The sequence below is a fragment of the Luteibacter rhizovicinus genome (genome assembly GCF_004342265.1).
GTDB lineage: Bacteria > Pseudomonadota > Gammaproteobacteria > Xanthomonadales > Rhodanobacteraceae > Luteibacter > Luteibacter rhizovicinus_B.
The window spans coordinates 55,045-78,282 of record NZ_SMCS01000004.1 but is presented as its reverse complement, the minus strand read 5'-3'; the positions used below and the strand labels follow the sequence as shown (position 1 = coordinate 78,282).

20 protein-coding genes are annotated in these 23,238 nt (G+C 64.6%); 8 read left to right on the top strand and 12 right to left on the bottom strand.

The window, feature by feature from the left end; translation table 11 throughout:
- Positions 1 to 49: 49 nt before the first annotated feature.
- The 9 genes from EC912_RS11195 to EC912_RS11155 all read right to left on the bottom strand — a co-directional run bounded on the left by EC912_RS11195 (position 50) and on the right by EC912_RS11155 (position 11,014).
- Complete coding sequence (locus EC912_RS11195) at positions 50 to 799, bottom strand: fimbrial biogenesis chaperone (RefSeq protein WP_132144003.1); 750 nt, start codon at positions 797 to 799, stop codon at positions 50 to 52.
- Between the two features lie 84 nt (positions 800 to 883).
- The gene (locus EC912_RS11190) at positions 884 to 1,441 is read right to left on the bottom strand and encodes a fimbrial protein (RefSeq protein WP_132144001.1); all 558 of its coding nucleotides are present in this window, start codon (positions 1,439 to 1,441) and stop codon (positions 884 to 886) included.
- A gap of 275 nt (positions 1,442 to 1,716) precedes the next feature.
- Positions 1,717 to 2,424, bottom strand: a complete 708-nt coding sequence (locus EC912_RS11185; protein ID WP_243649243.1) for a response regulator — start codon at positions 2,422 to 2,424, stop codon at positions 1,717 to 1,719.
- Positions 2,425 to 2,438: 14 nt separating this feature from the next.
- Positions 2,439 to 5,111 carry a sensor histidine kinase gene (locus EC912_RS11180; RefSeq protein WP_132143997.1) on the bottom strand — a complete coding sequence of 891 codons (2,673 nt, stop codon included), beginning with the start codon at positions 5,109 to 5,111 and terminating at the stop codon, positions 2,439 to 2,441.
- Between the two features lie 52 nt (positions 5,112 to 5,163).
- Positions 5,164 to 5,754 carry a potassium-transporting ATPase subunit KdpC gene (gene kdpC / locus EC912_RS11175; RefSeq protein ID WP_428993100.1) on the bottom strand — a complete coding sequence of 197 codons (591 nt, stop codon included), beginning with the start codon at positions 5,752 to 5,754 and terminating at the stop codon, positions 5,164 to 5,166.
- A gap of 83 nt (positions 5,755 to 5,837) precedes the next feature.
- Positions 5,838 to 7,880 (bottom strand): potassium-transporting ATPase subunit KdpB, encoded by a 2,043-nt coding sequence (gene kdpB, locus EC912_RS11170; RefSeq protein ID WP_132143993.1) that lies wholly within the window; start codon positions 7,878 to 7,880, stop codon positions 5,838 to 5,840.
- A 4-nt stretch (positions 7,881 to 7,884) separates the two neighbouring features.
- Complete coding sequence (kdpA, locus tag EC912_RS11165) at positions 7,885 to 9,603, bottom strand: potassium-transporting ATPase subunit KdpA (RefSeq protein WP_132143991.1); 1,719 nt, start codon at positions 9,601 to 9,603, stop codon at positions 7,885 to 7,887.
- Positions 9,604 to 9,605: 2 nt separating this feature from the next.
- Positions 9,606 to 9,695, bottom strand: a complete 90-nt coding sequence (gene kdpF / locus EC912_RS11160) for a K(+)-transporting ATPase subunit F (RefSeq protein WP_132143989.1) — start codon at positions 9,693 to 9,695, stop codon at positions 9,606 to 9,608.
- 143 nt (positions 9,696 to 9,838) lie between these two features.
- Positions 9,839 to 11,014 carry an MFS transporter gene (locus tag EC912_RS11155; RefSeq protein ID WP_132143987.1) on the bottom strand — a complete coding sequence of 392 codons (1,176 nt, stop codon included), beginning with the start codon at positions 11,012 to 11,014 and terminating at the stop codon, positions 9,839 to 9,841.
- A gap of 126 nt (positions 11,015 to 11,140) precedes the next feature.
- On the opposite strand from EC912_RS11155, the gene EC912_RS11150 reads away from it, so the two are divergent.
- Entirely contained in the window at positions 11,141 to 12,139 is a 999-nt protein-coding gene (locus tag EC912_RS11150; RefSeq protein WP_132143985.1) for a polyprenyl synthetase family protein, read from the top strand.
- Between the two features lie 46 nt (positions 12,140 to 12,185).
- Here the strand turns inward: EC912_RS11150 and EC912_RS11145 are convergent, their stop codons facing one another.
- The 3 genes from EC912_RS11145 to ubiH all read right to left on the bottom strand — a co-directional run bounded on the left by EC912_RS11145 (position 12,186) and on the right by ubiH (position 15,474).
- Positions 12,186 to 12,968 (bottom strand): dienelactone hydrolase family protein, encoded by a 783-nt coding sequence (locus tag EC912_RS11145; RefSeq protein ID WP_132143983.1) that lies wholly within the window; start codon positions 12,966 to 12,968, stop codon positions 12,186 to 12,188.
- A gap of 89 nt (positions 12,969 to 13,057) precedes the next feature.
- A complete protein-coding gene (locus EC912_RS11140; RefSeq protein ID WP_279389027.1) occupies positions 13,058 to 14,269 on the bottom strand; it encodes a UbiH/UbiF/VisC/COQ6 family ubiquinone biosynthesis hydroxylase in 1,212 nt (403 codons plus the stop codon).
- Complete coding sequence (gene ubiH, locus EC912_RS11135) at positions 14,266 to 15,474, bottom strand: 2-octaprenyl-6-methoxyphenyl hydroxylase (RefSeq protein WP_243649242.1); 1,209 nt, start codon at positions 15,472 to 15,474, stop codon at positions 14,266 to 14,268. Before ubiH ends, EC912_RS11140 begins: the two co-directional genes overlap by 4 nt.
- 94 nt (positions 15,475 to 15,568) lie before the next feature.
- Here ubiH and EC912_RS11130 point away from each other — a divergent pair, with 94 nt between their 5' ends.
- From EC912_RS11130 to apaG, 7 genes are all read left to right on the top strand, one after another.
- Positions 15,569 to 16,168, top strand: coding sequence for a hypothetical protein (locus tag EC912_RS11130; RefSeq protein WP_132143979.1), 600 nt, complete (start codon positions 15,569 to 15,571; stop codon positions 16,166 to 16,168).
- Positions 16,169 to 16,178: 10 nt separating this feature from the next.
- Positions 16,179 to 16,739 (top strand): cob(I)yrinic acid a,c-diamide adenosyltransferase, encoded by a 561-nt coding sequence (locus EC912_RS11125; RefSeq protein WP_132143977.1) that lies wholly within the window; start codon positions 16,179 to 16,181, stop codon positions 16,737 to 16,739.
- Between the two features lie 224 nt (positions 16,740 to 16,963).
- Positions 16,964 to 19,420, top strand: a complete 2,457-nt coding sequence (locus tag EC912_RS11120; protein WP_243649241.1) for an LPS-assembly protein LptD — start codon at positions 16,964 to 16,966, stop codon at positions 19,418 to 19,420.
- A gap of 143 nt (positions 19,421 to 19,563) precedes the next feature.
- Entirely contained in the window at positions 19,564 to 20,958 is a 1,395-nt protein-coding gene (locus tag EC912_RS11115) for a peptidylprolyl isomerase (protein ID WP_132143973.1), read from the top strand.
- A 7-nt stretch (positions 20,959 to 20,965) separates the two neighbouring features.
- On the top strand, positions 20,966 to 21,961 hold the full coding sequence (gene pdxA, locus EC912_RS11110) for a 4-hydroxythreonine-4-phosphate dehydrogenase PdxA (RefSeq protein ID WP_132143971.1): 996 nt from the start codon (positions 20,966 to 20,968) through the stop codon (positions 21,959 to 21,961).
- Entirely contained in the window at positions 21,958 to 22,749 is a 792-nt protein-coding gene (gene rsmA, locus EC912_RS11105; protein WP_132143969.1) for a 16S rRNA (adenine(1518)-N(6)/adenine(1519)-N(6))-dimethyltransferase RsmA, read from the top strand. The genes pdxA and rsmA overlap by 4 nt, the downstream gene beginning before the upstream one ends.
- A gap of 53 nt (positions 22,750 to 22,802) precedes the next feature.
- Complete coding sequence (gene apaG, locus EC912_RS11100; protein ID WP_132143967.1) at positions 22,803 to 23,186, top strand: Co2+/Mg2+ efflux protein ApaG; 384 nt, start codon at positions 22,803 to 22,805, stop codon at positions 23,184 to 23,186.
- The last annotated feature ends 52 nt before the right edge of the window (positions 23,187 to 23,238 follow it).

Below are 23,238 nucleotides of genomic sequence, written 5' to 3'. Positions count from 1 at the left end.
GGCCGAGCAGGGAACTTGCTTACGGCGCCGATGGAGCGTCGGCAGGTAGTTAATGAGTCAGATGCGCGTTCGCGGAAACCATCGCACCGTAATCGTTGATCGTCTTGAACTCGACGGTGAGTTCCTTTGCGGAAGCATCGACACCGACGATCGGGAAACGAGTTTTTTCGCCCGGCGAAACCATTCCGCCACCTGCTTCGCGCTTGGCGAAGCGCTGGCTACCGGATACCAGGGCAACGTCGCTGAACGTGACGTGGTACGGCGTAGGATTGGTGACTTCGAGCTGGACTTCCTGGCCTTCGCGAATCAGGGTCCAGGTGAGTTTCTGCGGCGCTTCGACGGACGCATAAGCCAGATTTTCCGGCCGGTAGAACAGCTTGATCCGGATACGAAACGCGAACTGCAGAATATTCTGCCCCGCGGCGTCTTTCGGTTTGGGTGGAACCTCGAGAACGTTAAGCCAGAACAGGGTTTCCTTGTCCGTAGGCAACGGCTCGCCCGTATGGATAAGGCGAAGCGAGTGCCCCTTGCCTGGCTCCATACGAAAGATAGGCGGAGATAGCGTGAAGGGAGCGTCCGCCGTGTCGGGACTGGATCGTTCGTCTCCATTGTCCACCCATGCCTGCACCAGCGCGGGATCGGTGGCCTTGTTCTGCAGTCTCACCGTCACTTCCCGGGCTTTCGCCGGAAAAACGACACGCGTACCGCCAATAATAACGCCCGCCCATGTGGGCAACGAAGAAAACGCAAAAAAGGCGGCGATGCCGACGAGTACGAAAAGTTTTCTATAACCAGGCATGGTTCATATTCCTTGATCCGGAAGGGGCTCGTCGCACATGCGACGAGCCCCGCCGCGCGGACTCGCGCGGATCGACTTAATCGATCAGTCGAATGTCACGTTGAAGCCAATGCGGCTGTTCGCCGTGCCGGCCACCGGATTACCCAGGCTGTGATAGCGGGCAATAAGAGGAATGACAGCTGTGTGGTTCGCGATCACGACCGGGTGCGACCGCTCGGTGAACATATGAATAGCCTTGTCGTCGTCCTGGTTGGCCACTTCGATCTGCACGCCCGTCGCGCCGCCGGCATCGACATTCAGACGTCCGGTCGTCGTATCGAGAAGCGGGCTGCTCGTATCGAAGCCGACTCGTGCCAGCTTGCCGTCCTCGCAACCGGTGTCGCCGCTGCCGCCAATCGTGATGCTGAATCCACGGTCGCCCGCCGTGGCGCCGGCCGTAGCCAGCTTGCCAATCGGAACGCCGCCCAGATCGACATCTTTCTTCGCGAGATTCTGGCCTGGCGGCTTACCTTCGATGAGACAGGTGGACGTGGTGAGGGAGCCGGTGAAATTGATCGTACCATCGAGGTCCGCAGCGCCTGCGGTGAAGCTGGTCGCGCCCAGCGTGATGGCGATAGCCAATGTGATGGTTGAGATTTTCATGGTGAATCCTGCAATAAGGAAAAGGAAATGGTCGAAGCTGTGCGGACAGGGGGATGTCTATCCGCGACGCCTCGATGACAAGTATCGGGATCGCGACGCTCCGCGCCGATAAGGCAATTCTGAAAATTCGGCGCAATTAAAAGTGCGGGGCGTGGACACCACCCGTGGCCTCCACGAATGCAAGTCGCACAATGCCGTCGTAACCGCCCACACAAGGATCGGTCGTCGTGTTCAAAGGGTATGTATGTGCGGCAGGGCGAGCCCGCGCCTTCCGATCAACCCGTACCGAGGAACCGGTAGCCGACGCCCGCTTCGGTCTTCAGCCATACGGGCGATGCGGGATCGTCGCCAAGCTTCTGCCTGAGCTTCCCCACGACGATGCGCAGGTAGTGGGTGTCTTCGACGTGGGTCGGTCCCCACAGGTCGCGAAGCAGGTGCTGCTGGGTCACTACGCGCCCCCGGTGCGCGATCAGCGCGGCAAGCACACCGTATTCTTTCCGCGTCAACGCTAGCGGCTGCCCGTCGAGACTGACTTCCCGCCGCGCGAAATCGATATGCAATCGACCGTCGTCGTAGACCGGCGACGCGATCGCGCCATCGGGCGCTTTCTGCCGAAGGAGTACGCGCAGTCGCGCCATCAGCTCCTGAATGCCGAAAGGCTTGGTGACGTAGTCGTTGGCACCGGCGTCGAGCGCGCGCACCTTCTCGGTTTCGCTATCGCGTACCGAAAGCATCAACACCGGCACCTGCGACCACTGCCGCAGTTCGGCCAGCACATCGTGCCCTTCCCTGTCCGGCAGGCCGATATCGAGAATCACCAGGTCGGGCGTCCGCGTCGCGGCCATGGCAAGACCCTCGGCGGCGTTGGCCGCGAGCAGAACCTCGTACCCCTGCGCACGCAGGCCGATGTCGAGAAAACGACGGATCTGCGTTTCGTCGTCGATGACGAGGACACGGGGAGCTGCATTCATACGGGCGGCCATGAGACGGAACGCCCCTATTGTGGCGCGGATTCGGGCGAACCGGACGTCATGGGCAGCGAGATACGGATCGTGGTGCCCTGCCCCCCGGCTCCGGGCAAGGCTTCCACGGCACCGCCGTGCGCGCCGATCATGCCGCGACAGATGGCAAGGCCCAGACCGGTACTGTGCGCGCCGCGATCGCCCCGGGCCACCGAGTAGAACATGTCGAAGATACGGCGACGCTCGTCTTCCGGGATGCCCGGCCCACGGTCGCTGACGTCGATCAGCAGACGCTGGTTCTCCATGCGCGCAAGGAGACGAACGGGCTCGTCCGGCGGCGAAAACTTCGCCGCGTTCTCCAGCACGTTGAACAGCGCCTGTTCCACCAGTGCGGGATGGACGTAAAGCAGCGGAATATCCGGAGCGACCGTTGCCTCGACACGCGTATCGGGGAATGGGGACCTCAGGCGCGACGTGGCCGAAGCAACGACTTCGTTCAGATCGACCCAGTCCCGGTTGAGTTTGAGTCCGCCATGGCCCAGGCGGGTCATGTCCAGAAGATTCTGGATGTAACGATCGAGCCGCTGCCCTTCGCCCAGAATGGCATCGAGCAATTCGCGCCGCTCGCCCGCGGGCACCGAGTCCCAATAAGCGGCGAGCGTGCCCGCCGAACCGATCATCGATGCCAGCGGCGAGCGCAGGTCATGCGACACCGACGACAGCAACGCATTGCGCAACCGCTCCGTTTCTCCCTCGAGACGGGAGCTTTCCAGCTCGCCGGACAACCGCACGCGCTGCAGCGCCTGCCCGATATCCTGCGCCATGGCCAATGCCAGGCTCCGGCGTTCGATGTCCGGCTCGGACTCGCCGGGTGCGAAACGAAGCGCGAGCACGCCGACGCTCGGTTCGCCGCCCAGGGGAAGAACCCAGCTGGCGGAGGCATTGAGCGTGTCCGTGTACCGGCCTGCGGGCTCGCGATGCCGGTCGCTCCAGTCCGCGGCGGCACCGTCGTGCGTATCCAGTTCGAAACGATGCGGCGCGGCAGCCCCGACGCGCATGGTGCCGTCGGCTTCGCGCACCAGCACCGCGGCGGTGCAGCGAAGCGAACGCGAAAGCGCATCGGCACCCACCATACGGACACTGTCCGCATCGGTACTGGCAGTCAGGTGCTGGCCCAGCGAAAGCAGTGCGCGACTTTGCGCATGCGCGCTGCGTAACGCCTGCACCTGACTGGACAGGCGCGTGGCGAGCCGGCTGCATACCAGCGCCGCGACGAGGAACAGGCATACGGCGAGCAAGTCGTCGAGATTGCTTATCGCGAGCGTGTAACGCGGCGGCGCGAAGAAAAAGTTGTATCCGAAAAAACACAGCAACGCGGTGTAGACCGCCACGGCCATCCGCGTTCTTACCGCGACGATCAGCACGGCGGTGAGAAAAATAAGCGACAGGTTGGCAACGGATAGATAGCGGTCGGCGATGAACGACAGTCCGAAAGCAATGAGCGCAGCCACGGTCGCGAACACGTACTCGCTCCGCGAACCCTTGCCGCCCGGCATACGCAGGCGGCGACGCGCGATGGCGCGCTCGCTGGGTGTCGCAATAATCGTCAGTTCGAGATGGGCACCGCGGCGAAGCAGTTGCTGCGTGAGCGACAAACCCAGAAAGCGCGCGATGGGACGCTCGCGCGTACGTCCCAGGACGATTTGCGCCACGCCCTCCCGATCCGCATGGGCAAGTAACTCTTCCGCCACCGCATGGCCGCGCAATACGACGGCATCGCCACCCAGCCGCCGCGCCAGGCGCATGGCGGCATCGATCGTCTCGCGACGCTCGACCGACAACGTCGCGCCGGTATCGACGAACGCGATAGTCCAGGGCGTGCCGCGACGCTCCGCGATCCGTCGCGCGACGCGGACCAGATAATCGCTGTGCGGATATCCGTCGATGGCCGCGAGAACGCGGCGACGCACCGGCATGGCTCCGCCATGGGCGAGCATCTGTTCGCGCAGTTCGCTATCGACATGCTGCGCGACGGTTTCGACCGCCAGCTCGCGCAACGCCGCCAGGTTCGCCGGCGAGAAGAATGCGTTCAGCGCATGATTCGCCGTATCGGGCAGATACACCTTGCCCTGGCGCAACCGTTCGATCAGTTCGCGCGGCGGCAGATCCACCAGCACGATATCGCGCGCCCGGTCGAGGAAAGCATCCGGAACGGTTTCGCGCTGCGCCACGCCGGTAATGCGGCGGACCTGATCGTTCAGGCTTTCGACGTGTTGCACGTTGAGCGTGCTGTAGACGGCGATCCCCGCCTCCATCAGCTCGGCGATGTCCTGCCAGCGTCGCTGGTGACGACCGGTGGGAAGGTTCCGATGAGCCAGTTCGTCGACGAGGATGACGGCTGGTTTCCGCGCGAGCGCGGCGTCCAGATCGAACTCCCCGAATCGACGGCCCTGATAGTCCACGGCGAGGCGCGGCAGCACCTCGAGACCCGCCAGCAACGCCTCCGTATCGATGCGGCCATGGGTTTCCACCAACCCCACCACGACGTCGATGCCCTGCCGCTTGAGCTCGATTGCCGCCGAGAGCATGGCGTAGGTTTTCCCCACGCCGGGCGCCGCACCCAGGAAGACCTTGAGGCCGCCACCACGCGCTTCGTCCGCGACATCAAGCAAGGCGTCCGCGCGAGCGCTTCGATCGTTACCCGTCATGCGATGGCGTCCCGGGATGGCATGCCGGCATGGTAGCCCACACCGGTTGCCTTCATGGAGTCGCCCGATCCAGCGCGAGGTTCGCTTCCAGCACGTTGACGCGTGCCTGTCCGAGGACGCCGAACGTCGGCTGACGCGTGCTGGCGGCAACGGCAGCCCGTACCTGGTCCGGGCTGATGCCGCGTGCCCGGGCGATACGCGCCACCTGCACATCGGCGGCGGCGGGCGAGATATCCGGGTCGATGGACGAGCCCGAAACCGTCACCAGGTCGACCGGCACGGCCGACGGCGCGATACCTTCGCGCAGGGCAACCGCTGCGGCGCGTTCCGAGATCGCCTTGCGGAGATCCGGATTGCTGGGCGCGAGATTGCTGCCGGCCATGGTCAGCGTGTCGTAACCCGCCGCCGAAGGGCGCGGCGACAGATAGCGGTCGCTGACGAACGGCTGCGCGACCAGTGCGCTTCCGACAACGCGACCCTGGCTACGCAGCAGGCTGCCTTCGGCCTGCGCCGGAAACAGTGCGTGGCCGGCGAGCGTGGCGACCAACGGATAGAGCAGTCCGCAGATGACGATGAAAACCACGGCGAACGCGATGCTCGGCCAGACAACGGAGGGACGTCGCGCCGCGCTATCGCTGCTCAGCGTGCCGGGAATACCGTGCACCGAGGGCTCGACGTCGATGCCGTCGTCTTCGAGGTAGTAGTTACGGGAATTCATGGAAAACCTCACGCGCCCAGCAGGGGCGACAGCAATAGATCGATGGCCTTGATCGCGATGAAGGGCAGCACGACACCGCCCGCTCCGTAGATCAGCAGGTTCCGGCGTAGCAGCGCTTCCGCACTCATCGGACGCACGCGTACACCGCGCAGTGCGAGCGGAATCAACGCGGGAATGATCAGCGCATTGAACACCAGTGCGGAGAGCACCGCGCTGGTCGGACTGGCCAGGTGCATCAGGTTCAGGGCACCGAGTGCGGGAATGCTTCCCGCGAAAATGGCCGGAATGATGGCGAAGTATTTCGCCACGTCGTTGGCCAGCGAAAACGTCGTCAGCGCGCCACGGGTGATCAGCAACTGCTTGCCGATCTCCACTACCGCGAGCAGCTTGGTCGGATCGGAATCCAGGTCGACCATGTTGCCGGCTTCGCGCGCCGCCTGCGTGCCCGAGTTCATGGCAAGGCCGATATCGGCCTGTGCCAGCGCCGGCGCATCGTTGGTACCGTCGCCGACCATCGCGACCATGCGGCCGCCGGTCTGCTCGTCGCGGATGCGCTGGAGTTTGTCCTCCGGGCGCGCCTCGGCCATGAAATCGTCGACGCCCGCTTCGGCGGCAATGGCCGCGGCGGTTAGCGGGTTGTCGCCCGTGATCATGACCGTGCGCACACCCATGGCGCGCAGCTGGGCGAAGCGTTCGCGCACACCGTGTTTCACGACGTCGGACAACGCGATGACACCAAGCAGGCGGCGATCGTCCGCCACCACGAGCGGCGTACCGCCGGCGCGAGCGATCCGCTCCACGGCCGTCGACAGATCGCCGGGAATGACCATGGCGCGCGCACTCGCCCATGTATGCATCGCATCGCTGGAACCCTTGCGAAGGACGCGGCCATCGGGGAAGTCGACGCCGGACATGCGCGTCTGCGCGGTGAACGGCACGAATTCGCCGCCGCGCCCTTCGATAACCGAACCGCGCTCGCGGGCCAGCTGGACGATCGACTTGCCTTCGGGTGTCGGGTCGGCCAGCGAGGCGAGCAACGCGGCGTCGCGCAGTTCCACATCGCGCACGTCGCCCACTGGAACGAAAACGGTCGCGCGACGATCGCCGTGCGTAATCGTGCCTGTCTTGTCCAGCAGCAGGACGTCGATATCGCCGGCCACTTCGACCGCCTTGCCCGACTTGGCGATGATGTTCGCCTTCAGCGCGCGATTCATGCCCGCGATACCGATGGCCGGCAACAGACCGCCGATCGTCGTGGGAATCAAGCAGACCAACAGAGCGATCAGTAGCACCACATCGGCTTTCGCACCGACGAAGGCAGCCTGCCCCGGCAGCGTTGCCACGACGGCGAGGAACACGATCGTCAACGCGGACAGAAGTACGGTCAGTGCAAGTTCGTTCGGCGTCTTCTGCCGGCTTGCGCCTTCGACGAGCGCAATCATGCGATCGAGGAAGCTGTCGCCGGGATCGGTCGCGACCTCGACGACGATGACATCGGAAAGCACCCAGGTACCGCCGATCACGCCCGACCGGTCGGTACCGGCTTCGCGCAGCACGGGGGCGGATTCACCGGTAACGGCTGCCTCGTTGATGCTTGCGACGCCTTCGACCACATCGCCATCGGCGGGAATGGCTTCGCCCGCGGATACGCGGACACGATCGCCGCGACGCAGCTGGGTCGCCGGAACGATGTCTTCGCCGCCATCGGCACGAACACGTCGCGCACTCAGTTCGGCGCGCGTCGAACGCAGACTCTGCGCCTGTCCGCGCCCTCGTGCCTCAGCGACCGCTTCCGCGAAATTCGCGAACAGTACGGTCAGCAGAAGAATGAGCGTTACGGCCGCGGAGAATCCAAAAGGCTGGGCAGTAAAAGCCGCATGTACGGTGAACGCGGCACAGATCACCGTGCCGACCGACACGGTAAACATGACCGGATTGCGCGCCGCGGCACGTGGCGCCAGTTTCGCGACACTTCCGATAACGGCTTCGCGCAGGGCGGTTGCGTCCAGTGTTCCCCGCGTAGCGGCGGATTGGGAGACGGAGCTATTCATGGGTTCACCGGATCGAAGGAGCGGCCAGGCTCAGCCACTCGCCAATAGGGCCGAGGACCAGGACAGGCATGAAAGAAAGAAGCGCGAACAGCACGATTACCGCGAGCATCGCGAAGCCGAAGGTCGGCGTTTCGACGCGTAGCGTGCCGTTGCCGGCGGGTGCCGCGCGCTTGGCGGCGAGGCTTCCCGCGACGGCCAGCGGAATCAGGATCGCCGGGAAGCGGCCGAGGGCAAGCACGACGAAGCACGACATATCCCACCAGACCGTGCCGCTACTCAGTCCCGCGAAACCCGAGCCATTGTTCGCATAGGCGGAGGTGTACTCGTAGAACACCTGCGACAGGCCGTGGAACGCGGGATTCGAATTACCGGTAATCGACGGAACCGAAAGGGCGATGGCGGTCAGTCCCAGCAACACGATCGGCTGCAGGACCAGCAACGCCGACAGCAGCTTGATTTCGCGCGTTTCGAGCTTGCGCCCGAAGACCTCTGGCGTGCGACCCGTCATCAATCCGCAGACGAACGCCGTAATCCACATATAGATGAGGAACCCCAGCAATCCGCAGCCAATGCCGCCCCAGACCATGTTGATCAGCATCGCGGACATCGTCGCCAGGCCCGTACCCGGGTTCATCGAATCGTGCATCGCATTGACCGAGCCATTGTTGACCTGTGTGGTCAACGCCGCCCACAGCGCGGAATCGACCGGGCCGAGACGCTGCTCTTTTCCTTCCATGTTCGGCGCGTCGGCCACGATGCCGTGCGCTGCCGCGTTCGGATGTTGCTCGGAAGTCACGGCAAGCGTCGTCAGGGCAATGCACAACGTACCCATCACGGCGAAGATCAGCGCCGTGAACCGACGCCTGCCCACGAACGCGCCCGCCATGAAGATGCAGGCCATGGGCAGCAGCGGAATAGAGACCACTTCGAGCAGGTTCGAAAGCGGCGTCGGATTTTCCAGCGGCACGGCGCTGTTCGGGCCGTACCAGCCGCCGCCGTTCGTACCCAGCTGCTTGATCGCGACCATCGGCGATACCGGGCCGACCGGAATGGTTTGCGACGCCATGCCTGCCGCACTGTCGACGGGCACGGCATGATGTGCGCCACCGAACGTAGCCGGGACACCTTGCCAGGTAAGCGCCAGCGACAGGACCAGACAAAGCGGAAGAAGGATACGCAGCGTCGCGCGCGTCATGTCGGCCCAGTAGTTGCCGAGATCGCGCGGTTCGCCTTCGCGTGCTTGCGCAACGTTCAGTCCACCCACGATGCCACGCAACACGGCGACCAACGCAGCCAGTCCCATGACGGGACTAAGCATCTGCAACGTCACGATGCCGGTCATCTGTGCCAGGTACGACAACTGCGCCTGCCCCGAATAATGCTGCTGATCGGTATTGGTCAGGAACGACATCGTCGTATGCAACGCCGTATGCCACGACATGTTGGGCACGCCGTCCGGATTCAACGGCAGCCACGCCTGCGTCATGAACACCGTGAAAGCCAGTACGAACAGCGCGACATTGCTGCCGAGAAACGCAGCGGCATAACTCCGCCAGTCCATCCCACGAGCGGGATCGACGCGCAGCCAGCGATAGATAAGCCGTTCGACGGGAGCGAACACTATGTCCAGGCGACTCGCCCGCCCCTGCATGACGACAGCCATATAGCGACCGAGCGGCCATGCCAGAAGGATCGCCAGACCGAATGCGATGAGAATTTCCATACTCAGAATTTCTCGGGATGCAGCAGGGCGACAAGCAGGTAACCACCGAGCGCCAGAACGGCACCCAGCAGCACGATATCGATCACGTTCATGACGCTTGGAACTCCGGATGGGATCACGGAGCAAAGTGTGGTCGCGAGGGGCGTAAAGGCTCTACGTGTGGGTCAGGCAGGTGCGTAAACGCAGCGTAAAAACCATGCCCACCCTCACCGTCGCCCCTGCGCTACTTCAGTTTCTATCGGGCAATACGCTGCGCGCCCCAAAGCGTCAACGGTAGCCAGACAAGCGTCAATGCAGCAGCGGCAACGAACACACCGTGCAATCCGAACTGTCCCAGCGCAACACCACCCATCGCGCCACCGACAAACGCGCCGAAGAACTGGCTCGTGGAATAAGCACCCATCGCCGCCCCGCGCAGATGCTCGGGTGCAAGTCGCGACACGAGGCTGGGCAGTGCCGCTTCGAGCAGGTTGAAGGCGGAGAAGAACATGGTCGCGGCCACGCCCAACGCAAGGACCTGCGTTCCCACCATCGACATACCCAGCAATGCCAGTCCAAGCGCGGCGATGCACCCGACGACGATACGCAGGCTTTGCCGGACGTCGCGCATGCGCGGAAGCGCCGCCCCCATGACCAGCGCCGCGATGACCATCACCGGGAGGTAGAGCTCCCAGTGCCGCGCGACCGGCAGGTGCAGCACGTCGCCCAACAGCAACGGCAGGCCGACGAAGCTCGCCGTCAGCAGGGCATGCAGGAAGAACACCGAGCCGTTGAGGACCAGCATGCGGCCGTCGCCGAGCATGCTCAGGACAACCCGCGCCGACGCGGCGGCCGGTGCCCGGACACGCTCGGGTGTCGGGACGAGAAGCCAGAGCATGGCGATGGCCAGCACCGCCAGGATCGATGTCGCGCCGAACAGGCCGCCGAGCCCGGCGACCGCCTCCAGCGGGGGTCCGAGGATCAACGCCAGCAGGAAGGACAGGCCAATGGATACGCCGATGATTCCCATCACCTTGCCACGGTTGTCCTCGTCGGTCAGATCGGCCGCCAGTGCGGTACCCGCGCCCGCCACGGCGCCCATGCCCTGGAGCGCCCGCCCGAGCACGATGCCGTCCAGCGTCTGCGCCAATGCCGCGACGCCGCCACCGATGGCGAATACCACCAGGCCCAGCGTGATCGCCGGTTTACGGCCAATCCGGTCGGACAGCAGGCCCAGGGGAATCTGCAACAGCATCTGCCCGATGCCGTAAACGCCGAGTGCCAGCCCGATAAGGAACGGCGTGGCCCCCGGCATGTGCCGGGCATAGAGCGAGAACACCGGAAGGATAAGGAACAGTCCGAACAGGCGCAGGCTGATCACGCAGGCAAGGGTCAGTGCGCTGCGGAGTTCGAGGGAACTGAGTTTGCTCACGCGTAGGATCGGGCGCCGGAACGGAAGGGATCGAGCCGCGATTATACGGATGGCGCAGCCGTCAACGGCGACATGACGGCCCAGACCCTATAATCTGCGCTGATTCGCCGCATACGAACGCTCTCCATGGATTCTCTCGCCGTAAGCCGTCAGCCAGTCGATTTCGCCCGCGTACGCGCCCTTGCCGCCGGGGACATGGCCGAGGTCGATGCACTGATCCGCCGCCGGCTCTCGTCCGACGTGGTGCTGATCAACCAGATCGCCGACCACATCATCGCCAGCGGCGGCAAACGCCTGCGGCCGATGCTGCACACGCTGGCCGCGCGGGCGGCCGGATACAACGGGGGCGAACACGCGAAGCTCGCGGCCATCATCGAATTCATCCATACGTCCACCCTGCTCCACGACGACGTGGTGGACGAATCGGACCTTCGGCGCGGACGCAAAACGGCCAATGCCCTATGGGGCAATGCCGCCAGCGTGCTGGTCGGCGACTTCCTGTATTCCCGTTCGTTCCAGCTGATGGTCGAACTGGGCGACATGCGCATCATGCGCATCCTGGCCGACACCACGAACACCATCGCCGAAGGCGAGGTGCTCCAGTTGCTGAACATCGGTAACGCCGATGTCGACGAAGCTGCCTATCTCGCCGTCATCGAGCGCAAGACAGCGGTACTGTTCGCCGCCGCGACCGAACTCGGCGGCGTACTGGGCGGCCTGCCCGAAGATCAGATCGCCGCCCTGCGCCGCTATGGCATGGAGCTGGGCTATGCGTTCCAGATCGCCGACGATCTGCTGGATTACGTTTCCGACGCGGACACGCTGGGCAAGAACATCGGCGACGATCTGGCCGAAGGTAAGCCGACGCTGCCGCTGATTTACGCCATGCAGAAGGCAAGCGCGGAAGAAGTCCAGTCGCTGCGCCACGCGATCGAACATGGCGGCCTGGATTCGCTGGACCGCATCATCGCGGCCATCCGCGACTCGGGTGCGCTCGACCGCACGCACGAACGGGCCGTCCAGCACGCCGACGCGGCACGCGCCGCACTGGACGCGCTGCCGCCGTCGGAATATCGCGATGCGCTGGCGACGCTGGCCGACTATTCGGTCGAACGCCGCTTCTGACTCACGACTCTTGTAGGAGCCCGCTTGCGGGCTCCTACAAATGCTGTTACTTCGCGAAAACCTCATTGAGGAACGTGTGCATCGCCGCATAGGCGCGCGTTGCGGTGCGTTCGTCGTAACGGCAGTTACCCGGCTTGTTCGCCGCTTCTTTCTCCGTGAAGCAGTGGACGGCACCGCCGTAATCGACCAGACGCCAGTCGACCTTCGCGTCGCGCATCTCCGACTCGAACGCGGCTTTCTGCTCGGCGGGCACGTTCGTATCGTCGGCACCGTTCAGCGCCAGCACCTTCGCCTTGATCTGTTTCGCCAGCGCCGGATCGTCGGTGCTCAACAGACCGTGGAACGACACCACGCCCGCGATGTTCGCACCGCTGCGCGCGAGATCCAGGACGGCGGAACCGCCGAAGCAGAAACCGATGGCCGCGAGGCGACCGGTATCGATGGGCGCCTTGCCCGCCTGCGCCTTCAGCTCGTCCAGCGCGCGAACGATGCGATGGCGCATAAGCCCGCGATCGGCGTAAAGCGGCTTTACCGCGGCCAGGGCCGTATCGTCGGAGGTCGGACGCACCGTACCGCCGTACATATCGGTCAACAGAATCACATAGTCCTTGCCGGCGATCATTTTCGCCTTGGCCACGGCCATGTCGTTCACGCCGTACCAGTTGGGCACCATCACCAGGCCGGGACGTTTGGCGGTGACCGCATCGTCATAGACGAGCACGCTCTTGAACGTGGTGCCGTTCTCGGTCCACTCGACCGGCCGGCTGACCATCGCGGCCTGCGCCGCCCCCATGAATCCAAGCAGTAGGAATAAGGCAAGACGACGCATCGACTTCTCCAGGGCAACGTATAGAAGCGCGCCAGCGCGCGGGAACCAACGAACACGGTGAAGCGAAATCGGGGAAAGAGCTTAGCGCACTACAATCCCGCGGCATGCCGACCGAGCAGGCGTTTCAGAGGTCCGGTTTTTTCGAGCAACCGCACGCCCATGCCACGCGCCGCGACCAGCGGTGCGGCCTGCCATCCATAAACCCGTCCTAGCGCATCGAAAGACAGCGCATCGAGCGTGTCGGCGCTGCGTCGGCGCCGGGCATAACGGCGCAGTACGTGCGACGCCGCGATATCGCTGCCGGCGTCGCGCGCGGCAACCAGCACATCGCGCAGCTCCGTCACATCGCGAAAACCCAGGTTCACGCCCTGTCCCGCCAGCGGATGCACCGCATGGGCCGCATCGCCCAGAAGTACGAGCCGGCCTATTTCGTAGCGATCGGCAAGCTGCAACCGGAGCGGAAAGGCGGCCCGGGCCGTCGTCGCTTCGATGGGCCCCAGCCGAAAATCGCTGGCCACGCCGAGGGCTTCGCAAAATGCCCGGTCGTCCATGGCGAGTACGCGAGTGGCCTCCACCTCCGGCAACGACCAGACGATGGAACTACGGCCGTCGGACAGAGGCAGGAACGCGAGCGGACCGCCGGGCAGGAAACGTTGCCATGCGGTCGCCTCATGCGGGCGGGCCGTGCGCACATGAGCGACGATGCCGCGCTGCGCATAATCGCGGCCGCGCGTACCGATGCCCACCATGCCGCGCAGGGGCGACTGGCTGCCATCGGCGGCGACGACCACACGCGCCGAAACGAATTGCCCGTCCGCCAGTTCCAGTTGCGCACGATCTTCCCGCATGGCGTAGCCGGAAACTTCGGCGGGGACGATCCGGCGTACGCCGGCTTCGTCGAGTGCACGCCACAACGCGGTTTGCACGAGACTGTTTTCGACGATGAATCCGAGAACGTCGCGACCTTCGTCGGCGGCGTCGAAATGGATCGTGGCGCCATTCTCGCTATCCCACACGCACATGCGCGCGTAAGCCGAAGCGCGGGCCTCGCGTATCGCGGACCAGACGCCCAGCTCATCGAGCAGTCGCACCGACGAGGGGGCAAGACCGACCACGCGCAGGTCGACTTCGGCCGAAGCGTCCCAGGGCGCGGGTTCACGCACGTCGATCAGCGCGGTCGAAAAGCCTGCGCGCGCCAGCGCCAATGCAGTGGCCGCGCCCACCATGCCGCCGCCCACGACGGCGATATCCAGAAGACCGCCGCGACGGCGCGACGATTCGTTGCTTATAGACGCGTTCACGGCGTCGGCTCCCTGATCGCTGCGGGAGCGTGTTCGCGAAAACCCATGCCGCGCCGTGCCATGGCCCGACGCAAGGGCGGCACACGGTCGAAAGCCAGCATCGCGAGCGAACGTAAGGGGCCGAGGAACGGCTGTTCGAGACAGGCGAGCCGGACCAGGCCGTGACTCATCGCCATAGTGCCCTCGCGATCGCTCTCGCGACGCGACGCATAGTCTGCAAGCAGACGCGCATCGCCCGGATCGGACGCCCCGGCAACCAGCTCGGACAGCGTCAGCGCATCGCGCAGGCCCAGGTTGAAACCCTGCGCCCCGATCGGGTGAACTGTTTGTGCAGCGTTGCCGACCACGACGGCGCGCGGACCGGTCAGCGATTCGGCGGCGACACGGCGGATCTCGTACGGATGGCGCTTACCCGGGCGTGAAAGCCGGCCCAGGCGCCAGCCAAAACGATCCTGGGCAAGTGCGCTGAAAGCCGCGTCGTCCATCGCGGCGACATCGGCGGCTTCGTGCGCGTCCACGGTAAGGACGAGCCCTAGCCTGCGCTCCGCCAGCGGGAGGACGGCGACGGGTCCCCGATCCGTGAATCGTTCGAAGGCACGCCCGCGATGATCGCGCTCCGGCGTCATCGTGCAGACAAACAGCGTCTGCTCGTAGTCGTGGACACGCGTGCCGATGCCGAGCTGGGCCCGTACCTCGGAATGCGTGCCATCGGCGGCGACCAGCAGGGGTGTCGAAAGGCGGCGTGGGCCATCGGGCGTTTCCACGGCAACGGACCATCCGCCCTCGAAGGCCTCGATGGCACCGACCCGCCCGGGAGCGATACGCGTCAGGTGGCGGCAGGTATCCAGCCGACGAAGCAAGGCTTCGCCGAGTTCGCGGGCGGGCAGTGTCCAGCCCAGCGCATCGACGCCTTCCGCGGCGGCATTCATCCTGACGCTACCGAAATCGCCCGCGCGGCTGACATGAATATCGACGATGGGGGTCGCCCGTGGCGCCGCCAGTTCCCAGACGCCGATAGCGGTCAGGCCGTTCACGGTCGCACGGGCAAGGGCGAGATTGCGTTCGTCGTAGCTGGGCTGGGCGCCGGTACGTGGCGCGGCCGCCTCGATAAGCACGGCCTCGCGGCCCGCGGCATCCAGCGCGATGGCAAGACTGGCGCCGACGAGGCCGCCGCCGACGATGATGATGGGATCGTTCGCGGTCATGGGCGTCATGATACCGGCACTAGGACTTGTCGGAGCGCCTGTAGGAGTGCTCGCCGCTGTAGACTAGGCGCCTGTCGCTTCCGGAGTTCGACCCATGGCATTGACGCAAAAGCACCGCGTCGGCATTTTCCTCGCGCTGGCCGCCGTGATGGCCGCCACGCGCATGAACCACTTCGGCGCGTTGCCCGATGCCTCGTGGGCCGTCTTCTTCCTGGGCGGTTTCTGGCTGCGCGGCTCCGCGCGCTGGGCTTTCCCGATACTGATGGCCGAAGCCGTGCTGGTCGACTTCATCGTCATCACGAACCAGGGCATGGATTTCTGGAGCCACTACTGCGTTTCCGCGGCCTATTGGTTCCTGGTTCCGGCCTATTTCAGCATGTGGCTCGGGGGCGGCTGGCTCGCTCGCCACGCTCGCGCGCTGGACGCCAGGGCTTTCGGCCTGCTGGTGGGCAGCCTGGTGGCGACCGTCAGTGTCTGCTACCTGATTTCCAACGGCAGCTTCTACTGGCTGAGCAACAGCGTTCCCCAGCCGCGCAGCATGGGCGCCTGGATGGAAAACCTGGCCGACTGGTATCTGCCTTACCTGCGCACTTCCGCTATCTATGTCGCCATCGGCGCCGTCATGCACGTACTGGTCGTGAAGCTCACCGCCACCCTGCGCCATGACCAGGGCGCAGGCCGCCCGATCCACTGACGGGCATTCCGTGGGCAATCGTCTTTCGAAGATATACACCCGGACCGGGGACGACGGCAGCACCGGCCTCGGCGACGGCAGCCGGACCGGCAAGGACTCCTTGCGGGTCGCGGCCTATGGCACCGTCGACGAACTGAACAGCACGATCGGTATGGTGCTGGCCGCCGATGGCGTCGACGACGACGTCCGCGAGACGCTTGCCCAGATCCAGCATGAATTGTTCGATCTGGGCGGCGAACTCTGCATCCCCGGCATGGCCATGGTGCAGGACGCCGATATCGACCGGCTGGAGAACGTGCTGGACGGCTTCAATGCCGACCTGCCGGCGCTCAAGGACTTCATCCTGCCAGGCGGCGGCATGGCCGCATCCTGCTGCCATCTGGCCCGGACCGTCTGTCGCCGTGCCGAACGCGATGTGGTCGCGCTCGGTCGCGTGGAAGAGGTCAGGCCGCAGGCCCAGCGTTACCTGAACCGCCTGTCGGACCTGCTCTTCGTCATCGCACGGGTACTGGCCCGCCGCAGTGGACATGGCGAAGTGCTCTGGCAGCACGAGCGCCGCCCGCGCACCTGATCCGGCTCCGGGCCAGCTCGATCGGCTTCACGAAGCGAAACCATGAACGGCCGTTCGGCAACCGGACGGCGACAGACGGCATACTGCCCGGGTGTAAGCTCGGCCCGCCGCTGGGCATTCGTCTTTATCTATAAGGAACGTGTGTCATGGGGAATGTTTCGACGCGCCGTGGGGACAAGGATTCTGCTAGGTTAGCTGCCTTTCGAACGGAACAGACCGCGCCAGTGACGTCACGCAAAAGCATCCTGCCTCAACGCCGCCTGCTCGCGGTTGCCGCCGCCCTCTTCGTCTCGGGTATCGCCGCCGATGCGGTTCGCGCCGAAGACGCCCCCGCGCCCACCGCGGCGAAGCGGGAAGCACCCGTCGCGTACTGCCCCCTGGGTTCCTTCGTGTGTACGCCGCGGCCGATCAACTACAACATGTGTCGCCCGAACGCGATGCTGGACTTCTACGATCCGACGATCACGAAGGACACCACGCTTCGCGATACCGCGGTCACGAACACGAACTCCATCTCGGTCGAAAGCACCGAACCGAACGTCTATCACATGATGGGCGGCGTACGGCTCGAGCGCGCCGATCAGTTGCTGCGCGCCGACGACGTCCATTACAACGCGGACACCACGGCTTACGACGCGCAGGGCAACGTGCGTTACCAGGAAGCCGGGATGTTGATGTCGGCCGACCACCTGACCGGCACCACCAATCCGAACCAGGGCGAAGCCGACAACGTCCGCTACCAGATGCTGCAATCGCGCGGCAACGGCGTCGCGGCCCACGGCACGCTGCTGGACCCGATGCACAGCCGCATGCATCTGGCCAGCTATTCCACGTGCGATGTCGGCAGCCACATGTGGGAGTTCAGGGCGAAAGAAATTACGCTCAACAAGGACACGGGCGTCGGTACCGCGCGAAGCGGGACCATGCGCTTCAAGAACATTCCCTTCATGTACCTGCCCTACTTCACCTTCCCGCTGGACGACCGCAGGAAGAGCGGTTTCCTGTACCCGACCTTCGGCAGCTCGAGCCATTCGGGCCTGTATCTGGGCGTGCCTTATTACCTGAACCTGGCGCCGAACTACGATGCCACGGTCGAACCGCGCTACTACTCCGATCGCGGCTTCATGGCCGCCGGCGAGTTCCGTTATCTGTTCGCGCGGACCAACGGCACCATCAATCTGGAATACATGCCGCACGACAAGGGTCCCGACGACGACATCAGCGGCACCAGCGATCGCGGCGGCAGCAAGCAGCGCTACCTGATCAAGTTCGCCAACTCGACCTCAATCGCGCCGGGTTGGACCTTCGCAACGAGCATCAACCGCGCATCGGACAATCAGTATTTCCGCGACTTCAATAACGACATCTTCGGTGCCGCGACGGGCCTGCTTTCGTCGAACGCCTATATTTACGGCAACGGGAAATACTGGAACACGTCCTTCGGCGCCGATTCCTACCAGAACGTGGACGCGGGTCTGCCCAATACGGTCGCGCCGTACAAGCGCTGGCCGCGTGCCACCTTCAACGTCGACTATCCGATCAACCGATGGCTGACGACGGGTATCGCGACCGAGGCCGTAGCCTTCCGCAAGAGCGATGCCGCCGATCGTCAGGTCGACGGCGACCGCCTCGATCTCTACCCCTTCCTGGCCGCCGATTTCCAGGGCGCGTCCTGGTTTGTCCGCCCGAAGCTCGCCTACCGTTACACGGGTTATCAGCTCACGAGCGATTACCAGCAGTTCGGCTTCAACGAGCGGAAACCCAGCCGTTCTGTGCCTATCGCCAGCGTCGACGCGGGCCTGATCTTCGACAAGCAAACCAACCTGTTCGGCACCACCTACACGCAGACGCTCGAGCCGCGTCTGTACTACCTGTACGTGCCTTACCGGGATCAGTCGAACCAGCCCATCTTCGACACGAACGCGATGTCGTTCGACTTCTGGCAGCTGTTCAGCCCGAACCGGTTCTCGGGCGCCGACCGCCAGATGGACGCGAACAACATCACCGCGGCGCTGACCACGCGCCTGCTCGACGACGGCGGCGTGGAGCGCGTATCGGCCAGCATCGGCCAGATCCGCTACCTGACCAACCAGCGCGTGCAAATGCCCGGCGTGCTTCCCACCGACTACAGCGGATCCGACTACATCGCTCAGTTCGCCGTACAGCTGAACGACCTCTGGCGTGTCAACAGCTCGTACCAGTGGAATCCGAATACGTCGAAACAGGGCGTCCTCAACGAGCAGAACCAGATCATCTACGAAGGCCACGACACCGATCTGGCGACCGTCCAGGTCCAGCGCCGGATCAAGGGCGACGGCATCCTCAATTTCTCCTACCGCTATCGCCGCAACGTGATGGAACAATTCGATACGTCCGTGGTCTATCCGGTCTCGGAACGCTGGCGCGCGCTGGCCCGCTGGGTCTTCGCCCGTCGGGATATCGTGCCAAACGTGGCTGGCAACCAGGTGTTCACATTCTCCAACCGGACGCTGGAAGCGGCCGTGGGCGTCGAGTACGACAGCTGCTGCGTGGCGTTTCGCCTGCTGGGTCGCCACTACGTGCGCGACTACACGCGGAGCACCACCAACGCGATCATGTTCGAGGTTGAATTCAAGGGCTTGGGCTCGCTCAGCCCGCAGACGGGGACCTATCTGCGGCGTGCTATCCTTGGCTATCAGTAAAGGGGATTTCGCATCCCTTTGAGACTCCGGACAAGGTCGTCGCGAACCGCGGCGGCCCGCCCGGTTTTCGACACGACGAGGCGGCGCATCGCGCCTCCAAGATGACTCACCGACACGCCCACTTGGGCTCCAGGCTCGATTCGATGAAGCAGATCCTCGCTTACTCCCTGCTCGCCGCCGCCCTAGCGGCTGCCGTTGCGCCCGCCGCCCGTGCCCAGCTGATGCAGCCGGCAACGCCCGCGGCCGCCGGCGGCGTCGCTGCCAGCGGCACACCCGGCGGCAACGGCTCGCTCGACCGGATCGTGGCTGTCGTCGACGAAGAAGTCATCCTGCAAAGCGAACTCGACAACGCGATGAACGCCATCGTCCGTCAGTACGCCAGCAATCCGGGCCAGCTGCCGCCGCAGAACGTGCTGGCGCGCCAGGTGCTCGACCGTCTGATCCTCATGAAGCTCCAGGTCGCGAAAGCCAACGACCAGGGCATCCGCGTTTCGGACGCCGACATCGACGCCGCTGCCGCCAACGTCGCGCAGCAGAACAAGATGACGCCCGACCAGCTGCGCGCCGCCGTCGAACACGACGGCTACAGCTATGCCGCCTTCCGCCAGCAGCTGTCGGAGCAGATCACCGCCCAGAAGCTGCACGAGAACGTGGTGCGCGACTCGGTCACGGTGACCGACGCCGAAGTGAACAACATGCTCAACAGCCCTGCGTACAAGGCAGGCGAAGTGCATCTGGCGCACATCCAGATCAGCACACCCAGCGGCGGCGGTGCCGACGACATCGCACAGGCCCAGAAGAAAGCCGAAGACGCGATCAACGCCGTCAAGGGCGGCATGGACTTCAACGCTGCGGCCATCCGTTTCTCCGACGCGCCGGACGCGCTCGAAGGCGGCGACCTGGGCTGGCGTCGTCTGGACGAAGTCCCGCCGGCGTTCGCCGATGCCGTGACCTCGCTCAAGCCGGGCGAAACGACTCCCGCACTGCGTGGCCCCACCGGGTTCCACATCCTGAAGCTGGTCGACACGCGCGCTCCGGGCAAGCAGATCGTCACCGAGTATCACGCCCGCCAGATCCTCATCAAGCCGTCCGAAATCGTGACGCCGGAACAGGCCGAAAAGAAAGCCCAGGACCTCTACACCCGTCTCGTCGACAAGAAAGAAGACTTCTCGAAGCTCGCGAAGGACGAGTCGAAGGACAACACCACCGCCAACGCCGGCGGCGATATGGGTTGGTTCCCGAAGGAAGCCTGGGGTTCGGCCATCGGTCAGCAGATCGCCAGCCTGAAAGACAACGAAATCTCCCACCCCATCCAGACCGATGCCGGCTGGATCATCATGCAGCGCCTCGGCGCGCGTGACAGCGATCTCACCAACCAGCTCCAGCGCGATCAGGCACGCCAGTCCATTGGCAACCGCAAGGCCGACCAGGCGTACGAAGACTATCTGCGTGAAATGCGCTCGTCGTCCTACGTGGACATCCGCGTGCCCGAACTCCGCGACACGGCCCCCGATAGCCAGGCCTCCGCCGAGAAGTGAGTCGCCCGTGACCGCCACCACCCTTCCGCGGCTCGCCGTTACCGCCGGTGAACCGGCAGGGGTGGGGCCCGAGCTCATCGCACGTCTCGCCGCCACCGATCTGGCGGCGGACCTCATCGCCGTTACCGATCGCGAACACCTGCTGCGTGCGGCCCATACCTGCGGCGTCCAGCTCACCCTCGTCGACGACGACGGTAGCCGTGTCGCCAGCCGCGCGCCCGGTCAGCTACGCATCCGCCACGTTCCGCTTGGCGCGCCGGCTGTCTTCGGCCAGCCCGATCCGCGCAATGCCGCACACGTGCTGGCGACGCTCGCCCTGGCCGCCGATGGATGCATCGCCGGCGACTTCGATGCCGTGGTGACGGCGCCCGTACAGAAGTCCACGATCAACGAAGGCGGCATCGCTTTCAGCGGTCACACCGAATTTTTCGCCGATCGCGTGGGCGCCGATGTCGTGATGATGCTCGCCAGCCCCGATCTGCGCGTCACGCTGGCAACCACCCACCTTCCGCTGTCCGCCGTCCCTGCCGCGATCACCGCGCCCTTGCTCGAGCGTTGCCTGCGTATCGTGCATCGCTCGCTCGTCGACCTGTTCGGCATCGCCGAGCCGCGCATCGCCGTGCTGGGACTCAATCCCCACGCGGGCGAAGCCGGGCATCTGGGACGCGAGGAAATCGATACGATCGAACCGTTGCTCGATCGCCTGCGCAACAGCGGCATGAGCCTGCTTGGCCCCCTTCCCGCCGACACAGCGCTCGTGCCGGCCATGCGCGGGCGCTACGACGCGGTGCTGGCCATGTATCACGATCAGGCGCTGCCGGTGCTCAAGAGCGAAGCATTCGACCGTACCGTCAACGTTACCCTGGGCCTGCCCTTCATCCGCACGTCGGTCGATCACGGTACGGCGCTCGACCTGGCCGGTACCGGCCGCGCCGACCCGTCGAGCCTGATCGCGGCCGCGCGCATGGCCATCGAACTGGCCTCCCGCCGAGCTTCCGCATGAACGCACGTCCCAAGAAAAGTTTCGGCCAGCACTTCCTGCACGAGAAGCGCTACATCGAACGCATCGTTTCTTCCATATCGCCGCGCGATGGCGACGTCGTCGTGGAGATCGGCCCCGGCGAAGGCGCACTGACGCTGCCGCTGCTGGCCGCCGCGAAGCGCATGACCGCCATCGAACTGGACACCGACCTCATTCCCGGCCTGCGCGAACGCGCGGCGGCGGTCGGCGAACTCACCGTCATTCACGCGGATGTGCTCAAGGTGGATTTCACCCAGCTCGCACGCGATCTCGGCGTGGAAAAGCTGCGCATCGCCGGCAATCTGCCGTACTACATTTCCAGCCCCATCCTTTTTCACTGCGTGGACCATGCCGCCGCTATCGCGGATATGCACTTCATGCTGCAGAAGGAAGTCGTCGACCGCATGGCGGCCGAACCCGGCAGCAAGGTCTACGGGCGCCTCAGCGTCATGCTGCAGCTGGCCTGCAAGGTGATTCCGCTGTTCAACGTACCGCCCGGGGCGTTCCGTCCACCGCCGAAGGTGGATTCGGCGGTCGTGAGACTGGTACCGTTGACGCCCGACCAGCTTCCCAAGGGCGATCCGGCGAAAATCCACGCCGTGGTCAAGGCAGCCTTTGCCATGCGCCGCAAAACGCTGTCGAATACCCTGAAAGGACTGATCGACGAGGCGACCATACGCTCGCTGGACATCGATCCACGGGCCCGCGCCGAGACGCTGTCTCCGGGCGATTTCGTTCGTCTCGCGCAGACATTGGCCAGCGCAGGGTAACTTCAGCGCACCTCGTACTTGCCCCACCCCTCCCTGTCCCCGACAATCCCCGCATGACCGAGAAATCTCCTTACACGATCGCCGTGGAGGTTGAAAGCCGCTTCGTTACCGATCAATCGCAACCGGCCGACAATCGCTACGTCTTCGCTTACACCATCACCCTGCGCAACGCGGGCACCACGGGTGCGCAACTGATGACCCGTCACTGGGTCATCACGGACGCCAATGGCAAAGTCGAGGAAGTGCGTGGCGAAGGCGTGGTAGGTGAACAGCCGTGGATGCGACCTGGCGAATCGTACGAATACACATCGGGCGCGGTACTTGAGACCGCGGTCGGAACCATGCAGGGCAGCTACAGCATGGTCGCGGATGACGGCACGCATTTCGATGCGCCGATTCCTGCCTTTGTTCTCTCCATTCCCCGCACGCTGCATTAGGAAGCAACACATGGATAGCGTGCACGCCGACCGTGGCGCGGCGAAGCGACCC